The organism is Corynebacterium sp. 045007 (genome assembly GCF_040743205.1).
GTDB classification, from domain to species: domain Bacteria; phylum Actinomycetota; class Actinomycetes; order Mycobacteriales; family Mycobacteriaceae; genus Corynebacterium; species Corynebacterium jeikeium_D.
Map to the genome: position 1 here is coordinate 24,581 of NZ_JBFLKW010000014.1, position 15,460 is coordinate 40,040.

A 15,460-nucleotide genomic window follows, 5' to 3' on the forward strand; every position below is an offset into this window, starting at 1 on the left:
ACCCCTCGGGAGAAGCCTTCCGCCAAACACACCCGGTGTGTCATGTCTTAGGTAGTGACATCGTAACAGGCCGAGTTTCTAACAAAAAATCGCGCTGACGTGCTCAGACAACTTTAAGGTTGTTCTACGGCTCAGTTCACAGGACTAGCTCACACGAGCCTGTGGCATTTCGTCATAATCGTCGTCATCAAAGCGGTGGTCAGTGTAGGCCAGATCTGCGAAATCCGGGTCCTCATCATCAAGCTCGACCACTACCGCGCCCGGACGGCGCAGACGCTGTGGAATTCCCAGCTCATCATCCTCGCGGTTACGCACGCCGAGGCGGGCCATCTTCATCCGGCGAATTCGGCGAGCTCGCAGTTCCTGCTCTGCACGCACGGTGCGGCGCAGGTTGACCAGATACAGGGTCATCAAGCCGACACCGACCAGTGGAATCCACCAGGTCCAACCACCGGCGAAAGCAGCGATGATGACCGTGACCGCGATGAACGCTGCCAGCCCAGCAACCGAACGGCGGCGGCGGGCAAAGCGAGTCTCAGCGTACTGAGCATCCGAAATCGGATCGAACCCACCACGACCACGGCGCTTCTCAGCGAACGCGTAATCATCTTCGGTCAAGATGTCATCGACAGCAACTGCGTCATCGTTGGACTCGACACTGTGGTCGCTGTCGTCCTCGACGGTCTCGTCGGGTTCCGCCTGCTCGTCTACGGTGTCTGCTGCCTCTTCAGTCTCAGAGAGAGCCTCAGCGTCCGCGTGCTCAGCGTCAGCCGCGGCACCGGAATCAGCGTCAGATTCAACGGCATCTTCGAACATCAAGTCATCGGCGTCGACAAACTGACGGCGAACGTCAACGCTCACATCGGAAGAGGACTCATCTGCACGAACCACGTCACCTTCGGCGGAGGCAACGGCGGAGTCAGATTCAGCATCCTCGTCATTAACGACAGCCTGCAGCGACTGGTCTGCAGACTCATCATCGGACACGTCCATGTCAGAGCGGTCAGAAGACTCAGCAGTGGCTTCCTCGGTAGCGGAATCATCCGCCTGCGGGGTCTCCTCCTCTGCATCTGCCGCTTCCAGCTCGTAGACGATATCGCCGTCAACGACGGCCGGGTCGGCCGCCTCGTCCACGGTGTCGTCGATAAGCACGTCGCTGACATCGAAGTCATCGTCGACCTGCGCGTCAACGGTTTCGAGAGAATCGTCGACTTCTTCGGCCACGCGCACGTCCGACTCCTTAAAAGACGGACGGCGGCGCGTCGTGGCCAACTCCTCGCCACCACGATGCAGCACGCGGGTCTTACCTAGCGCATCGGAGGTACGACGAATCGGCTTGCGCGTATTGACCACCAGCGGGGCAAGCACAAACAGCCACAGTACAACGATGAGTATCAGCAACAGTGAAGTTGACATATTTTGTGTCTCCTTGCGATTTCGCCCGGGGTTTCGCCGTCTCTCCCCGGCCCAAATACGCCACCCACATGCCCTTCCACAGAGGCATTTGCGAAGGCAGTCAGCGTATCTAGAGCGAATTCGCCCAATAGTAGAGTTGTCATCACCCTATCGGCGTGTGTTACTCAGACTACTCAGGCGCGCCGTTGCGGTGGGTATTTCTCCGCCTCTTCATATTGCGCACGACCACTCGCCACGATGAGGTCCACTGCACTGTCCTCCCCCACCCGCGCATAGGTCAGATGATCGCGCCACGCGCCATCCATATGGAAGGCTTCCCGCGCCACGCCTTCGTACTCGAACCCACAGTTTTCCAGCACGCGTATCGACGGGACATTGCTGTCCAACACAGTCGCTTCAATTCGGTGGACGCCAACTCTCTTGGCATAATCCGACGCCAACGCCACTGCCGCAGTGGCGACCCCTCCACATGTAAAGCCGCTGCCGACCCAGTAGCCAATCCATGCGTGAGCGACGGGGAAAGGTGTAATACCGCCGAGTGTGAGCATGCCAGCGAACTGGCCGTCTACTTCAATGGTGGAGACAATCATGTCTCCCGCAGCCTCTGAACGACGCCAACTGCGCAGGTTACGGCGGAAAACAGAAGCCTTGTGGGCGTTATCCCAGTCGTCCTCGAGGGTTGGCTCCACGGGGCGCAAAATGGGCTCGTCGCGCAGCCGCAGTGTCCGCCATGCAGAGGCATCAGAGCGCTCTGGCACACGCAGGCGGACTCGGCCGCCACTGGTTACTAGACGAGAAGTACGCACAGCAACAATACTCGCGGTAGTGGAGTGAGGTTAGGCCTGGCGCGCCATGAACAGCACGTCAACTACATCTCCCGGACGCACGTGCAGCACGTCTTCCGGAATCACGATGAGGCTGTTGGCTTCCGACATACCGGCCAAAAGATGGGCTTGCGCACCGCCGGAACCTCCCAGCGGCTGCACCATGTATTCGCCGGTCTCGCGGTCACGCATGAGCTGGCCACGGATGTAGCCACGGCGCTTCTCCGCCGACTCGATCGGACCGACAGCACGAGCGGTGACAGCGCGGCGGCGGGGATTGCGCTTCCCCAACGCCAGTCGGATGAGGGGACGAACCATGACCTCAAAAACGACCAATGCGCCGACCGGATTCGACGGCAGGAGGAACGTTGGAATCTTGTCATCTCCCAGCAGACCAAAGCCCTGGACTGAACCAGGATGCATAGCGATGCGGGAAACATCAACCTCGCCCAATTCAGCCAGCACACGGCGAATCTGCTCACCCGCGGCACCGCCGACAGCCCCCGTGATGACCAAGAGCTCACTGCGAATGAGCTGGCCTTCGATGATTTCCCGGATGCGGCGGGGCTCACCGGTGGCAATACCCACTCGGTGTACCTCAGCCCCAGCATCGCGGCCGGCTGCAGCCAGCGCGTAGGAGTTGACGTCGTAGACCTGACCGAGCCCCGGTGTGCGGTCAACATCGACCAACTCATTACCAATGGAAATCACGGACATACGTGGCTTGGGGTGCACCAAAACCTTCGAACGCCCCACCGCTGCCAGCAATCCAACCTGTGACGGCGAAATCACCGAGTCCAAGGACACCGCCACGTCACCCGGCTGCACGTCGTCACCGACCTTGCGCACAAAGTCACCGGAGTAGACCGGATGGAGAACATTAACTCGACGGCCACCGCGGTCGGTCCAGTTTAGGGGCACGACGGCGTCGGCAAGCGATGGCAGCGGCGCACCAGTTTGTACGCGCACGGCCTGCTTCGGCTGGAGACGCATCGGGTGGTGAGAGCCGGCTGTCACCTCACCGACAACAGGCAGCTCGACCTCGCGAAAATCAACATCACTCTGACGCGCATCCGGAGGTAAAGAACCAGATTCGCCGACGATATCGACAGCGCGCACCGCATAACCATCAATCGCTGACTGCACGAATCCCGGCAACGGCTGCTCTGCGATGACATCTTCAGCGCACAGCATGCCGAGGGATTCCGAAATAGCAACGCGCACAGGATCAGGCATCACAGCGTGTGCGGTGATTGCCGCCAACTGTTCTTCCACAGAACGCATGTTTTACCTTCCTCGGCACCAACCCGCGGTGCGCTTTATGCTATTCAGCTTCTCAGTACAAGCCTCTATAAAAAGGCTTTAAGCCTGTTCATCCTGCGCCAGACGCTGCTGCATGTAGTCGCGCAGCCCCTCGCCGTAGTCCGGATGCCTGAGTCCAAAGTCTACGCAAGCACGAATGAAGCCACCAGGATTTCCCAGGTCATGGCGGAACCCCTTGTGAACGACCACATGAACCGGATGCCCCTCTTGAATCAGCAGCTCAATTGCATCGGTGAGCTGGTATTCGCCGCCCTTACCGCGCGGGATGCGGCGCAGCGCATCGAAGATGGCGCGATCGAGCAAGTAACGTCCGACTGCAACGAAGTTGGATGGAGCATCCGCAGGGTCCGGCTTTTCCACCATGCCCTTGACTCGCTTCACATCGTCCCAGGCATCAGCGTCGGCCGCGTCAGCACCGAGCTCACCAGACTCCGCCGGGGTGGCGTCCTCAATATCGAAGACACCGTAGTTGTAGACCTCTTCATGAGGAATTTCCAGCGCACACAGCACCGAACCACCAAAGCGCTCGCGCACTTCCGTCATCCGATCCATCACGCCCACTGGGAGCACGAGATCGTCGGGAAGCATGACAGCAACGCTGTCCTCATCGTCTTCGAGCAGCGGCTCTGCGACCAACACCGCATGCCCCAGGCCCAGCGGTCGATCTTGAACAACGGATTCCACGCGAATGACCTCGGTGGCGCGGCGTACCTTCGCTGCAATCTTGTCCTTGCCACGCTCGGCGAGAGTCTGCTCAAGGTCCGGGCGCGGGTCGAAGTGCCCAAGCACGCCATCCTTACTCGGCGCTGTGACAATAGCCAGGCGTTGCGCACCAGTGGCGGCGGCCTCTTCAGCAATCATCTCGATGCCCGGCGTATCAACTACGGGCAGCAATTCTTTCGGCACTGTCTTGGTGGCAGGCAAGAATCGCGTACCCATGCCCGCGGCAGGAACGATGACAGTTCGAACCGGAGTAGTCATGTCCGAACCAGACTCTTTAGACGATGAGACCATAATGGCAACGATACCTATATAACTTCCATTTGCTCGGAGGCTGACCCCGCTTTTTCAACGCATTAATCAGAAATTTTCTCCTGCGCTGACGACAGAGGTCGCTCCCCTACCTGACAGAGTAGGTTTGCAGGTATGGCTCCGCTTCCCGAAACCACGTCTGATTTCAAAGCCCGCACACGGCACGAGGTACTCGCCGCACGCGCCGCCAAGGGGCAGCGTGAGCGCATGCTTGACGACGAAGCACTGGTACAGCGGTTGCAAGAATGGTTATCCAACACCGTCGGCGACCTCGCAAAACCTGTCATTGCCGCTTATGTCCCCGCTGGTGACGAACCCGGCGCAAGCGTTTCTAGTTCGACTGGCGGTAAGCCCGGCCAGGGCTTTGTGGAGGCTCTGGCAAACGCGGTTTCCGGAGCACGAATTCTGCTTCCCGTCTGCCCGCCCGGTCCACCACAACCGCTGCACTGGGGTTACTACAACGGCAGCTTCCACAAGGGCCGATTTGGACTCTTGGAACCTGTTTCGGTGGAAGACTCTGCTGGCCCAGCTGAGCTGGGTGTTGCCGACGCCATTATCCTGCCGGCAGTTGCGGCCGACCCCGCAACCGGGATGCGGTTAGGGCGTGGCGCTGGTTACTACGATCGCAGCTTGGTTTTCGCTCGACGCGACAGTGATACGGATGGGGTGAGAGCTGCGGCCATCGCTGTTGCAGTTTTCAACACCGAATTGCGCACGGAGCTTGCCTACGATGAGCACGACATTCCTGCCGATTATGTGATCACGCCAGCGGGGATTTCACAGATTTAATGGAACCGATTCCGGGATTTTCGCGCCTAACTTAATATGAGCCCAAAATATTCGTCCCGGTTTCCGCGTCCATTCCGAAAGCTCCGCCCCACAACTATTCGGCGGATGGTTGCCCTCACTGTTTTCCTATGCGCAGTCGGCCTGGCGGCGGTGGAGTCATTGACACCCCGCAGCGGCCATATTCGGGTAGTGGTTAGCGCCAAATCCATTGCCGCTGGCGCATCGGTGGCAGAACAAGATGTGGCTTTCAAGGACATTCCCCGGGAGCTCGTTCCCGGTGGAGCCGTAACGGACATCGCCTCTGTGCGGGGACGCACCCTGGCCACCGGCATGTCACCGAGAGAGATAATTACAGAGCAGCGAATGGTCGGCCCGTCACTTGCCAAGTCGCTGACGGGGACGTCGGAAAGCAAAATTATTGCCATCACGTTGACTGATGCGGGCATTGTGTCCGCTCTTCGCACTGGTGACAGCGTGGATATTGTGTCGACAGCGGATGAGCGCGGGGTGGCGGCGCCGCTTGCACACGGGGCAAGGGTGGTCAACATCGTCGACGATGAGGTGGTCTTGGTCGCTCTGCCCACCGGCGCCGCGGAGGTGGTGGCTGCGACATCGCTAGCATCTCCGCTCACACTGTTACTCGCGGGTTAGTGACCAAAATCTCACTGGTTCAAAGATTTTATGGTCCTGAACAGTGTTTTTCGCAGAAAGTTGACTTGTCCCACAACTTAGTGCGGGGATACAATGGCCAGGCAATTCAAAACTACGATTAGAGCGAAGAAGAGTGGCACTGCCTGATATCGCACTGCCCCGTTTCTCAAAATCGTATGGGCCTGCCATGAGCAACACGATGACTCACAGGTCTCGTTTGGTTTGTTCCGTTTCTACAGAAGGAAATTTCCTATGCTTAAGGGCTTTAAAGAGTTCATCATGCGCGGCAACGTCATCGACCTGGCGGTCGGTGTTGTCATCGGTGCTGCGTTCACCGCAATCGTCACTGCTTTCACCGACAGCCTGCTCGAGCCGCTGCTGAACACCATCGGTGGCGCAGAGGTCACTGGCCTTGGCTTCGAAATCATCAGCGGCAACCCGTCGACCTACCTTGACTTCGCAGCTGTCATCACCGCAGTCATCAACTTCCTGCTGGTCGCAGCGGTTGTCTACTTCGTCATCGTTGCTCCGATGAACAAGTTCAACGCGATGCGTGAGGCTCGTCTGGAGACCTCCGCTGAACCGGAGGTCACCGAGGCTGACCTGCTGACTGAGATTCGTGACCTGCTGGCAGAGCAGAACGGCAAGCCGAAGACGGAGCTGAACTAGCCTCTAGCTGCTAGTTGCGAGCTTCCGATAAGAAGCTAACTAACGCTTTTTACACAGCGCTCATCCCCAATGGGGTGGGCGCTGTTTTGTCCAGTAGTCCGCATCAAAATCACGAGCATCCTCCGGGGATTCATCGTGATAGTGCACTGTGCGCGCAGTTTTCGCACTGCGTGACTGGGCAAAGTTTTTCGCCGGTGCACCTGCGCGACGACGTTGCCTACGGCTGCCACTGCGCGGCGCGGCTTGCTCTTGCTCTTGCTCGGGCTGATTGGGATGTTTGGCGTCGCCCATTCCTAGACGCTCCAGCGGCAGAGGTCATCAAGCACATGTGAGACCAGCGGGAGAATTGTCGCCATGCCATCGCGCACTGCAGCGCGAGACTCCGCGAGATTGACAATCACTGTCTGACCGGACACACCGGCCAAACCGCGGGACAGCCCCGCATCCAAGGCGCCAGCTCCCATACCGGAGTTACGAATAGCCTGCTCGATGCCCTGCAGCCGCACATCAAGAACCTTGCGAGTGGCATCCGGAGTCTTCGCACGAGGACCAACTCCAACACCGCCCACCGTGACGACCAAATCTGCGCCACCGACAACAGCGGTATCTAGAGCCTTCCGGATCTCACGCTTGACTGCACCAGTGCTGACCACGGCATCGACCGAGTAGCCGTCTTCTTCCAACAGCTCAACCATGAGCGAAGCCGCACCATCCGGGTTCTCGAAATGGTCCCCCACGAGGACAACGAACGCATTTCGGACCTGGCCGTCGTCGTTGATAAGACGCTCCATCTCAGCGAGGTTGACGTCACTTGGCTCAGTACTCACGGTTTCGCTCATCTGCTCTATCTCGCTTTCTCCCACAGCTTTTCACTCGAAGTTTCACTCGAAAACTCTTCTACAGATGGTGAGGTACTCACTCCACCACGCTGCCTATCAATCCTGGGCTTCTGCCAAGGTGACATCGACCGTTCGCTCGTTGCCGCCTCGCTCATCTGTAACTGTAAGTGTGACAGAATCCCCGATCCGATGCGACCGAATAGCCGCAATTAGTGCAACGCCGTTGTCAAGTGTGCGGTCATCAACCTTGGTAATCAGGTCACCATCTTTCAGACCCGCCTTATCAGCTGGGCCACCTGGCGTTACTTCTCGCACCAGTGCACCACGTGCAATCGGACGCGAATCGATCTGGGCACCAATGACAGGCATCCGCGCCTTGCCGGAATCGATCAGGTCTTCCGCTATGCGACGAGCCTGATTAACCGGAATTGCGAAACCAAGGCCAATGCTGCCCGCCTGTTCCGATGCCTCACTGTTAGAGGCAATCACGCTGGGCACACCGATGAGGTTGCCTTCCATGTCCACTAGCGCTCCGCCGGAGTTACCCGGATTAATCGCCGCATCGGTCTGGATTGCATCAATGACCGAGGACTGACCGTCTTCACCAGCGGCGGTCACCGGACGGTTCTTAGCGGAGACAATGCCCTGCGTAACAGTGGAGGTCAGTCCCAGCGGCGAACCAACGGCCACCACTTCCTGGCCAACCTGAACCTGCGAGGAGTTGCCCAGCGAGATTGGGCGCAGCCCGTTAACACCTTCAATTCGAATAACGGCAATATCCGTAGCCGCATCCCCTGCAACCAGAGTTGCCGGGTGCGTGGTGCCGTCGGAAAGCAGGACTTCCATATGTGCGTCCGGACCCGCGCCTGCGACGACGTGATTATTCGTCAGCACCAGACCGTCGGACGACAGAATGGAACCTGACCCCGACGCCGTGCCCCGCTCCGAGGCAGTGGTGATGGACACGACACTGGGAAGGACCTTCTGCGCGACCTTCTCCACGGACCCCTCAGCTGCTGCTACCTGACGGGTTTCCGCAGGCTTATCCAGCGCGTTATCCGCGGGGGCCGACGACTGCGAGTTGTGAACTACCCATGCGCCGACACCGCCACCGATACCGGCCGAGCACAGCATCAGGGCAGCGACTGCCAGCGCCCCCATGCCCTTAGTCCCCTGGGCACCCTTGGTCTTCTGCTGATTGGCCGCAACGTCCCACTCTGAACCGCCTCCGTAAGCGCCGTTCGGCTGAGACGGGATGGTGTTGTAGTGGGAATTCTCCCAGCCGCGCTCATTGACAGAAAACTGGTTTGTCTCACCAGCATCCCCCATGGCACGGTTCTCGCTGAAGTTGTGAGATTGCGAGGAGTAGTGTCCCCGCTCATCTCCCCGCGAGGAATCGTTGAAAGAGTTGCTCATACGTAATACCTTGCACTGTCTGTCTAACAATTGGCTGAGAGCAGTCTGCGGTCTCGCCGATAATTCCCCGAATGAAACACCGAATCCCCGCCACACGCTTCCTTAAAAGGCCGCGCGCAGCGGGGATTACATCAGCTTTGACGTGGGGTTATGCGTTTCTAGCTAGGCTCTTGAGCTGAATCGGAGTCGTCACCTTTTCCGCTGTGCGGACTGCCCGGCAGCGTTACTCGCATCAAGGCACCGCCATCATCGGACTCATCGGCAGTAATCGTACCCCCGTGGCGGACGATGACCGACTTCACAATGGCCAAGCCCAGGCCGGATCCAGGCATCGACCGCGACTGAATGGAACGGTAGAAACGCTCGAAGACCTTGTCTCGATCTTCCTTCGGGATACCTGGCCCCGAGTCCGCCACCGTGAATTCAGCAACAACCTCGCTGAGCGGCGTCAGACGAACCCGCACGGTGCCATTTTCTGGCGACCACTTTGCAGCATTGTCCATCAAGTTCAAAACTGCGCGACCAAGACCCGCCGAATCCCCGTAGACATACCACGGAGCTGTCTGCACATCGAAGGTAATATCCGGACGACGACGCTCAACACGCGCCAGCGACGTGGAAATGATTTCGTCGACATCGACATGCTCAATAACCTGTTGCGGGCCATCTTCGCGTGCCAGATCAACCAAGTCACCGACCAACGTCGACAACTCTTCCAGCTGTGCGATGACGTCAGCTTCCAGATCCGCGCGATCCTCATCCGAGATTGCCGCTCCCGAACGGGAGGCCATCATCAGCAGTTCAATATTTGTGCGTAACGACGTCAGCGGAGTCTTCAACTCATGACCAGCATCTGCAACCAGCTCCGCCTGCTTAATGCGCGACGCTTGAAGTGCAGCCAACATCTCATTGAAGCTGCGGGTAAAGCGCGCAAGCTCATCATCGCCCTCCACAGGGATTGGGCGCAGCTCGTCGGTTTCCGTCACTCGCTCCGCAGCAATGCGCAGCCGAGTGACCGGGCGCAGACCCGTTGTTGCCACCGTAATACCTGATCCGATTGCGAAGAGGATTCCGATAGCAGAGATACTCAGCAGCACTGCACTGAGCGCTTTCAAGACCGACTGCGTCGAGCTCAGATCCTGAGAAAGGATTAGCGTCGCACCGTCTTCGGAGCGGACGGCGTATACACGACGGCCGTTGTACTCATCGGTGCGAATCGATTCCTGTCGATTCCCCCGCAACACCGCAAGTTCGGGGCCACCAATAGAGATTGAGCCACCGCCTTTGCCCGCCACACTGCCGTGGGCAAAGTACACCGCGTCCAGATCGGGGTTCAGAATCCTGTTCGAGTCCGCTTCAAAGGAGGGGCCAATGGCAAACTCCGAAGCGTACGGTGACATCAGCAGCTTTTCCGCCTGGTTACGGAGGTTACTGTCCACCTCGCGGTATAGCGCTGCCTGCACAGTAAAAAAAGCAGCCAGCGTCATCAGCCCCACCGACATCGCCACAATGAGCGCTGTCAGAATAGTCAGCCGCCAACGCAGCGAAGGGATACGCGAGCTCCGCGGCAGGCCGGGAAGCGATTCCCCTGCCATCGTCTCAGTATTCGCGGACTTCTCTTGCTTACCGACGGTACCTTGCCCCGGATTGGCCTCCGTGGCAGAACGCTGATTTGATTGCACGCCACCGCCGGTCGAACGACGACGGCGCAACATCACGGTGCGGTCTCCCGCATCACATAACCGACACCACGAACGGTGTGAATCAGACGCGGCTCTCCCTCTGCCTCCGTCTTGCGCCGCAGGTAGCCAATGTAGACCTCCAGCGCATTGCCGGACGTCGGGAAGTCATAGCCCCAGACATCCTCCAAGATGGCGGTACGGGAGAGTACACGCCGCGGGTTGCTCATCAGCAATTCCAGCAGCGCAAATTCTGTACGAGTGAGGCTAATGCGGCGTTCACCGCGGAAGACCTCACGAGTTTCCGGGTCCAGGGAGAGATCCTCAAACTGCAGAGTTGCGGCATCCTCCATCGCAGGCACTTCCAAAGCAGAACGACGAAGTAGCGAACGGACACGAGCGAGCAGCTCTTCCAATGCGAACGGCTTGGGCAGGTAGTCATCTGCGCCGGCATCAAGACCAGCTACGCGTTCGGAGACCGAATCACGTGCAGTCAACATCATGACCGGCAGATCATCGCCTTCGCTGCGCAGCCGACGGCAAACATCCAGGCCGTCGAGCTTCGGCATCATGACATCCAAAATGGCCAAATCCGGACGATCCTTGGCAATCTTTTCCAAGGCCTCTGCGCCATCCTCGGCGAGCTCGACCGTGTAGCCATTAAAAGTCAACGATCGCCGCAACGCTTCGCGTACCGCTTGATCGTCATCAACTACCAAAATCTTCATACTGCCCATTGTGCCTTGAAAATATAAGGCGAGTGTAAATGTGACACAGATTCTTCGTGAGAGTGCTCCCATAAAACTCGGCCATACAACTGAAAAACCTCACCCCATCGCCAAGTACAAGCGATGGGGTGAGGCTTAAAAAGCTCTTTACCAACTGTTCCTTACATACTGAACACACTCTGGGCGCGCGAAGCGCTCGGCGGTCCAGCGAGGAACGTTGTCAGCATCCTAAAAGATGCGCGTTAGAACTTCTCGACGTCAACCAGGCCGAGCTGAACAGCCTTGGCGATGCGACGAGGAACGTTGTAGACGCGGCCGTTTACCTTGACTTCCTGGAGAGCGACGTTGTTGCTCTTCCACTGGGAACGACGAGCGCGGGTGTTAGCACGCGACATGCGACGCTTTGGTACTGCCATTTTCTTATTCCCCTCCTATTCTTAGTTCTTCTTCGCGCGGCGAATGCGGTTACCGTAACGGCGCTGGAACTTCTCGACGCGACCAGCGGTGTCCATGACACGCTGAGCACCGGTCCAGAACGGGTGCGACTCGCTGGTGACGTCAACGACGATCAGCGGGTACTCGTTACCGTCTTCCCACTCGACAGTGCGGTCGGAGGTGGCGGTGGAACGGGTAAGGAAAGAGTGACCCGTGCCTGCGTCCTTGAAAACCACCGGGTGGTAATCAGGATGGATGTCCTTCTTCATTAATTCTCGTTTCCCTCAGGATTGAACTTCAGGTCGCTTTCCCCCAGCTAAGAGTGAGAGAATCGTGCCTGAGTTGGGTACGAACACGACTTACAATGACACGCACCGGGTCAATATTTCTATAAACCGGCATGTGACACTCGATGGAATATTACAGGCTCGAGCCCGAAAATTAAAAAAGGGCCCTGCACTAACGCCCGTCGACAAGCACGAACTCTATGACGACACTCGAGAGTCGCACCGAGAAAACCACAGTGGAACAGCGATTAGGTTATCCCGCAACTCGTGTGTAAACTGTTCTCTCGCTGTTGTCTAGTTATTCGTTTACGCGCTCAGCGTCGAGTGTCAGTGGGCAGCGCCCCGGAAAAGGCCAGGTGGATTCCTCGGTTATTCAATAGTCCGGCGTGGCGCACCAGTGATGTCGGCATTGGGCGGCAAGGAAGCAAAGGAATCCCTATGTCGGCGATTTGCCAGGTTACGGGACGCAAGCCGTCTTTCGGCAAGACCGTGTCCCACTCCCACCGGCGCACGTCGCGCCGTTGGAACCCCAACGTGCAGCGTAAGAAGTTCTACCTCGCCTCTGAGGGGCGTCACATCACTCTGAATGTGTCCCCGAAGGGTCTGAAGACCATCGACAAGTACGGTATCGAGGCTGTTGTTGCTCAGATTCGTGCACGTGGGGAGAAGATCTAAAAAATGGCACGTAATGACATTCGTCCAATCATCAAGCTGAAGTCCACTGCGGGCACCGGTTACACCTACGTGACCCGTAAGAACAAGCGCAATACCCCGGACCGTATCACCATTAAGAAGTACGATCCGGTTGTCCGCAAGCACGTCGAATTCCGCGAGGAGCGCTAATTCATGGCTAAGAAGTCCAAGATTGCCAAGAACGAGCAGCGCAAGGAAATCGTCGCTCGTTATGCAGAACGTCGCGCTGAACTGAAGCGCATCATCAAGTCCCCGCACTCCACTGACGAAGAGCGCATGGACGCACAGTACGAGCTGAACCGTCAGCCGCGTGACGCGTCCCCGATTCGCGTCCGCAACCGTGACGCTGCAGATGGTCGCCCGCGCGGCTACCTCCGCAAGTTCGGTCTGTCCCGTGTCCGCGTTCGTGAGATGGCCCACCGTGGCGAACTCCCGGGCGTCCGTAAGTCCAGCTGGTAAGTCGAGGAGCACCAATGAAGCGCAATCACTCTAACAAGAAGGCGCGGATGGAGCAGTCCCGCCGCCCGAAGAAGAACCCGCTCAAGGCCGCAGGCGTTGAGAAGGTTGATTACAAGGACATTAACCTGCTCCGCCAGTTCATCTCTGACCGTGGCAAGATTCGTTCCCGCCGCGTCACCGGTCTGACTCCGCAGCAGCAGCGCCAGGTCGCTACCGCTGTGAAGAACGCCCGCGAGATGGCACTCCTGCCGTTCACCAGCCGCTAAAGATGGCTGGTCGGCGGGAGCCGATCATTCGAACACCCGCCGAAAGGCCTTATTTACGCGCTGGCCGCATGACGATACATGCGATAACAGCGTAAAACGGACTCAGTCCTTCCCCACCGAGGGGATTGGATTGGGTCCGTTTTTTATTGTCTAAAATATGCACTTATGCCCGCTCTCACCGAAATATTCACCGGCTTTGGTTCCGTCGCAGTACTGATCATTGTTGGCTGGTTGTTTGGGCGCAGTGAGATCGTCGATAAGCGGGCATCTTTTACCCTGAACATGGTCGTGTTCTGGATCGCGATGCCGTGCATGCTCGCGCACACTCTCGCAACGGCGGATTCGGCGAGCATCTTCGGTTCGGCGTTTGGTGTCGCGGCACTGTCGGCGCTTGGCACGGCGGCGTTCTACCGGATTTTTGTGGCGCCCATGTTCAAACAGCGCGGCGCCGATGCTGTGGTCGGCGCGATGTCGACGAGTTACAACAACGTCGCTAATCTCGGCGTGCCCATCGCAGTCGCAGTGCTTCACGACGCTACCGCCGTCGTCCCAGCCCTTATCTTTCAGATTGCCTTCTATGCGCCCGCTTCCATGACGGTGCTGGAAATCCTCACCAACCGCGGCCATTTCCGACCGCGCAATGTCATCATGGCACCGCTGAAGAACCCAATCTTTCTGGCGGCGATGGTGGGGCTTGCGGTTAATGCGTTTGCTATCGAAGTACCTCAGTTCGTAGCGCATCCAGTGGGGCTATTGGGGCAAGCCGCAGTGCCAATGGCACTTCTGGCCTTCGGTATTAGCCTGCATGGCATGCCGTTTATGGAAGCCGGCCGCTCCCCTCGTCGCGCCGTCGTGGTGGCGTCTATGCTGAAGCTTTTCCTCCACCCCGCGCTCGCTCTGCTGTTCGGTCATTTCGTCTTCGGTCTCAACGGGCATGCGCTGCTGGCAGCTGTGATTATCGCCGGCCTGCCGACAGCCCAGAACGTCTACACCTTCGCCTCCCGCTTCGGCCGGAACCTTGAGCAGGCGCGCGATTGTGGCGTGATTACGACGATCGCCTGCTTGCCGACGGTCCTGTTGTTCACCCTGCTATTGAGTTAGGTATCTTGCCTCTCGCGCGGTCGGCTGGCATTTGCCTACATTGGCTCCTCCCGACGGCTTCGACCGATTCTCGTTACCCTTGGAGGCGTGGAGATTCTGAAGACACTTCTCGAGGCCGACCCGTCCGTGCCTCGTTTGACCTGTTATGACGAAACTACCGGCGGTCGTACCGATTTATCGGCTCAAACCCTGGACAACTGGGCCAGCAAGATCGCCAACATGCTGCACGATGAGTTCGATCTCGTCGCCGGAGACCAAGCATGGATTGACCTGCCATTGATTTGGCAGTCCGCCTGCATCATCCTGGGCTGCGAGCGTGCTGGTGTCACAGTTAGCGACGAGGAGCCTCTGGTCGTTTTCACCACGGTCGCCAATGTCAGCACGTGGGAGGAGAAGTTTCCGGACGCCTATATCGCAGTGCTTACCGACGATCCCTTTGGCCGCGGTGTCGTGGAATGCGGTGATGATATTCCACCGGGAGTCATTGACTTTGGTCCGGAAGTTCGTTTCCACCCAGACGCATATCTAGGCGCAGGCCCGGACTCCGACCAAACCCCCGTTATTGGGGAGAAGTCGGCTGCAGAACTGCTTTCATCTGCTGGCGATTATGCGGACGAGATGCAGCTCACGACTGGTTCCCGCGTCGTCTCCGACGGCTGGCTGGTGCCTGATTCTTCACAGGTCACCGCAGATAAATGGGCACGTAATGTGCTGTCGGCTTGGGTTCGTGGAGGTGCTGCCGTCGTCGTGCGCGGTGGCGATAGCGAGCGTGTCACTGCTATTTCTACGGCCGAAAAAGCCCGTGTGATTTAGTCGCAGCTGTCCCGTCGAGAAGCGCTCTAAGTAGTCGCGA

19 protein-coding genes are annotated in these 15,460 nt (G+C 58.2%); 9 read left to right on the forward strand and 10 right to left on the reverse strand.

Translation table 11 applies throughout. The features are described 5' to 3' along the window. Positions 1 to 144: 144 nt before the first annotated feature. The 4 genes from glpR to AB1Z34_RS08010 all read right to left on the reverse strand — a co-directional run bounded on the left by glpR (position 145) and on the right by AB1Z34_RS08010 (position 4,577). A complete protein-coding gene (gene glpR, locus AB1Z34_RS07995) occupies positions 145 to 1,416 on the reverse strand; it encodes a gephyrin-like molybdotransferase receptor GlpR (protein WP_049189706.1) in 1,272 nt (423 codons plus the stop codon). A 173-nt stretch (positions 1,417 to 1,589) separates the two neighbouring features. After that, positions 1,590 to 2,222, reverse strand: coding sequence for a GNAT family protein (locus tag AB1Z34_RS08000; RefSeq protein WP_049193056.1), 633 nt, complete (start codon positions 2,220 to 2,222; stop codon positions 1,590 to 1,592). A gap of 30 nt (positions 2,223 to 2,252) precedes the next feature. Then, complete coding sequence (gene glp, locus AB1Z34_RS08005) at positions 2,253 to 3,524, reverse strand: gephyrin-like molybdotransferase Glp (RefSeq protein WP_005511382.1); 1,272 nt, start codon at positions 3,522 to 3,524, stop codon at positions 2,253 to 2,255. Between the two features lie 78 nt (positions 3,525 to 3,602). Beyond that, on the reverse strand, positions 3,603 to 4,577 hold the full coding sequence (locus AB1Z34_RS08010) for a UTP--glucose-1-phosphate uridylyltransferase (RefSeq protein ID WP_016423265.1): 975 nt from the start codon (positions 4,575 to 4,577) through the stop codon (positions 3,603 to 3,605). Positions 4,578 to 4,709: 132 nt separating this feature from the next. Between AB1Z34_RS08010 and AB1Z34_RS08015 the strand changes: the two genes are divergently transcribed. The 3 genes from AB1Z34_RS08015 to mscL all read left to right on the forward strand — a co-directional run bounded on the left by AB1Z34_RS08015 (position 4,710) and on the right by mscL (position 6,704). Beyond that, positions 4,710 to 5,384, forward strand: coding sequence for a 5-formyltetrahydrofolate cyclo-ligase (locus AB1Z34_RS08015; RefSeq protein ID WP_049171297.1), 675 nt, complete (start codon positions 4,710 to 4,712; stop codon positions 5,382 to 5,384). A gap of 105 nt (positions 5,385 to 5,489) precedes the next feature. Continuing rightward, a complete protein-coding gene (locus tag AB1Z34_RS08020) occupies positions 5,490 to 6,035 on the forward strand; it encodes an SAF domain-containing protein (RefSeq protein WP_224433571.1) in 546 nt (181 codons plus the stop codon). 252 nt (positions 6,036 to 6,287) lie between these two features. Next, the gene (mscL, locus tag AB1Z34_RS08025; RefSeq protein ID WP_016423268.1) at positions 6,288 to 6,704 is read left to right on the forward strand and encodes a large-conductance mechanosensitive channel protein MscL; all 417 of its coding nucleotides are present in this window, start codon (positions 6,288 to 6,290) and stop codon (positions 6,702 to 6,704) included. A gap of 293 nt (positions 6,705 to 6,997) precedes the next feature. Here mscL and AB1Z34_RS08030 read toward each other — a convergent pair whose 3' ends face one another. The 6 genes from AB1Z34_RS08030 to AB1Z34_RS08055 form a co-directional block, all read right to left on the reverse strand. After that, positions 6,998 to 7,495 carry a molybdopterin-binding protein gene (locus tag AB1Z34_RS08030; RefSeq protein ID WP_224433575.1) on the reverse strand — a complete coding sequence of 166 codons (498 nt, stop codon included), beginning with the start codon at positions 7,493 to 7,495 and terminating at the stop codon, positions 6,998 to 7,000. Positions 7,496 to 7,639: 144 nt separating this feature from the next. After that, positions 7,640 to 8,959 carry a S1C family serine protease gene (locus tag AB1Z34_RS08035; RefSeq protein ID WP_367158202.1) on the reverse strand — a complete coding sequence of 440 codons (1,320 nt, stop codon included), beginning with the start codon at positions 8,957 to 8,959 and terminating at the stop codon, positions 7,640 to 7,642. 158 nt (positions 8,960 to 9,117) lie between these two features. After that, positions 9,118 to 10,674 (reverse strand): HAMP domain-containing sensor histidine kinase, encoded by a 1,557-nt coding sequence (locus AB1Z34_RS08040; protein WP_016423272.1) that lies wholly within the window; start codon positions 10,672 to 10,674, stop codon positions 9,118 to 9,120. Beyond that, complete coding sequence (locus AB1Z34_RS08045) at positions 10,674 to 11,366, reverse strand: response regulator transcription factor (RefSeq protein WP_005511429.1); 693 nt, start codon at positions 11,364 to 11,366, stop codon at positions 10,674 to 10,676. Before AB1Z34_RS08045 ends, AB1Z34_RS08040 begins: the two co-directional genes overlap by 1 nt. Before the next feature lie 242 nt (positions 11,367 to 11,608). Continuing rightward, positions 11,609 to 11,782 (reverse strand): 50S ribosomal protein L32, encoded by a 174-nt coding sequence (rpmF, locus tag AB1Z34_RS08050; protein WP_005511439.1) that lies wholly within the window; start codon positions 11,780 to 11,782, stop codon positions 11,609 to 11,611. Between the two features lie 21 nt (positions 11,783 to 11,803). Further along, a complete protein-coding gene (locus tag AB1Z34_RS08055; RefSeq protein WP_005511390.1) occupies positions 11,804 to 12,070 on the reverse strand; it encodes a type B 50S ribosomal protein L31 in 267 nt (88 codons plus the stop codon). A 456-nt stretch (positions 12,071 to 12,526) separates the two neighbouring features. Here AB1Z34_RS08055 and rpmB point away from each other — a divergent pair, with 456 nt between their 5' ends. The 6 genes from rpmB (at position 12,527) to AB1Z34_RS08085 (ending at position 15,420) form a co-directional block, all read left to right on the forward strand. After that, positions 12,527 to 12,763 (forward strand): 50S ribosomal protein L28, encoded by a 237-nt coding sequence (gene rpmB, locus AB1Z34_RS08060; RefSeq protein WP_016423274.1) that lies wholly within the window; start codon positions 12,527 to 12,529, stop codon positions 12,761 to 12,763. Positions 12,764 to 12,766: 3 nt separating this feature from the next. Next, positions 12,767 to 12,931 (forward strand): 50S ribosomal protein L33, encoded by a 165-nt coding sequence (rpmG, locus tag AB1Z34_RS08065; RefSeq protein ID WP_005511413.1) that lies wholly within the window; start codon positions 12,767 to 12,769, stop codon positions 12,929 to 12,931. Positions 12,932 to 12,934: 3 nt separating this feature from the next. Further along, positions 12,935 to 13,240 carry a 30S ribosomal protein S14 gene (rpsN, locus tag AB1Z34_RS08070; RefSeq protein WP_005511414.1) on the forward strand — a complete coding sequence of 102 codons (306 nt, stop codon included), beginning with the start codon at positions 12,935 to 12,937 and terminating at the stop codon, positions 13,238 to 13,240. A 14-nt stretch (positions 13,241 to 13,254) separates the two neighbouring features. Next, complete coding sequence (gene rpsR, locus AB1Z34_RS08075) at positions 13,255 to 13,506, forward strand: 30S ribosomal protein S18 (protein WP_005511410.1); 252 nt, start codon at positions 13,255 to 13,257, stop codon at positions 13,504 to 13,506. 165 nt (positions 13,507 to 13,671) lie between these two features. Next, positions 13,672 to 14,607 carry an AEC family transporter gene (locus AB1Z34_RS08080; protein WP_049171304.1) on the forward strand — a complete coding sequence of 312 codons (936 nt, stop codon included), beginning with the start codon at positions 13,672 to 13,674 and terminating at the stop codon, positions 14,605 to 14,607. An 87-nt stretch (positions 14,608 to 14,694) separates the two neighbouring features. After that, positions 14,695 to 15,420 carry a TIGR03089 family protein gene (locus AB1Z34_RS08085; protein ID WP_069359646.1) on the forward strand — a complete coding sequence of 242 codons (726 nt, stop codon included), beginning with the start codon at positions 14,695 to 14,697 and terminating at the stop codon, positions 15,418 to 15,420. The last annotated feature ends 40 nt before the right edge of the window (positions 15,421 to 15,460 follow it).

Excerpts from the sequence above, each read along its gene's own strand:
- rpmF (WP_005511439.1), bottom strand. The coding sequence starts at position 11,782 with ATGGCAGTACCAAAGCGTCGCATGTCGCGTGCTAACACCCGCGCTCGT.
- AB1Z34_RS08030 (WP_224433575.1), bottom strand. The coding sequence starts at position 7,495 with ATGGAGCGTCTTATCAACGACGACGGCCAGGTCCGAAATGCGTTCGTT.
- AB1Z34_RS08080 (WP_049171304.1), top strand. The coding sequence starts at position 13,672 with ATGCCCGCTCTCACCGAAATATTCACCGGCTTTGGTTCCGTCGCAGTA.
- rpsN (WP_005511414.1), top strand. The coding sequence starts at position 12,935 with ATGGCTAAGAAGTCCAAGATTGCCAAGAACGAGCAGCGCAAGGAAATC.
- glpR (WP_049189706.1), bottom strand. The coding sequence starts at position 1,416 with ATGTCAACTTCACTGTTGCTGATACTCATCGTTGTACTGTGGCTGTTT.
- rpsR (WP_005511410.1), top strand. The coding sequence starts at position 13,255 with ATGAAGCGCAATCACTCTAACAAGAAGGCGCGGATGGAGCAGTCCCGC.
- AB1Z34_RS08055 (WP_005511390.1), bottom strand. The coding sequence starts at position 12,070 with ATGAAGAAGGACATCCATCCTGATTACCACCCGGTGGTTTTCAAGGAC.
- glp (WP_005511382.1), bottom strand. The coding sequence starts at position 3,524 with ATGCGTTCTGTGGAAGAACAGTTGGCGGCAATCACCGCACACGCTGTG.
- rpmB (WP_016423274.1), top strand. The coding sequence starts at position 12,527 with ATGTCGGCGATTTGCCAGGTTACGGGACGCAAGCCGTCTTTCGGCAAG.
- AB1Z34_RS08020 (WP_224433571.1), top strand. The coding sequence starts at position 5,490 with ATGGTTGCCCTCACTGTTTTCCTATGCGCAGTCGGCCTGGCGGCGGTG.
- AB1Z34_RS08040 (WP_016423272.1), bottom strand. The coding sequence starts at position 10,674 with ATGTTGCGCCGTCGTCGTTCGACCGGCGGTGGCGTGCAATCAAATCAG.
- rpmG (WP_005511413.1), top strand. The coding sequence starts at position 12,767 with ATGGCACGTAATGACATTCGTCCAATCATCAAGCTGAAGTCCACTGCG.
- AB1Z34_RS08010 (WP_016423265.1), bottom strand. The coding sequence starts at position 4,577 with ATGGTCTCATCGTCTAAAGAGTCTGGTTCGGACATGACTACTCCGGTT.
- AB1Z34_RS08035 (WP_367158202.1), bottom strand. The coding sequence starts at position 8,959 with ATGAGCAACTCTTTCAACGATTCCTCGCGGGGAGATGAGCGGGGACAC.
- mscL (WP_016423268.1), top strand. The coding sequence starts at position 6,288 with ATGCTTAAGGGCTTTAAAGAGTTCATCATGCGCGGCAACGTCATCGAC.
- AB1Z34_RS08045 (WP_005511429.1), bottom strand. The coding sequence starts at position 11,366 with ATGAAGATTTTGGTAGTTGATGACGATCAAGCGGTACGCGAAGCGTTG.
- AB1Z34_RS08015 (WP_049171297.1), top strand. The coding sequence starts at position 4,710 with ATGGCTCCGCTTCCCGAAACCACGTCTGATTTCAAAGCCCGCACACGG.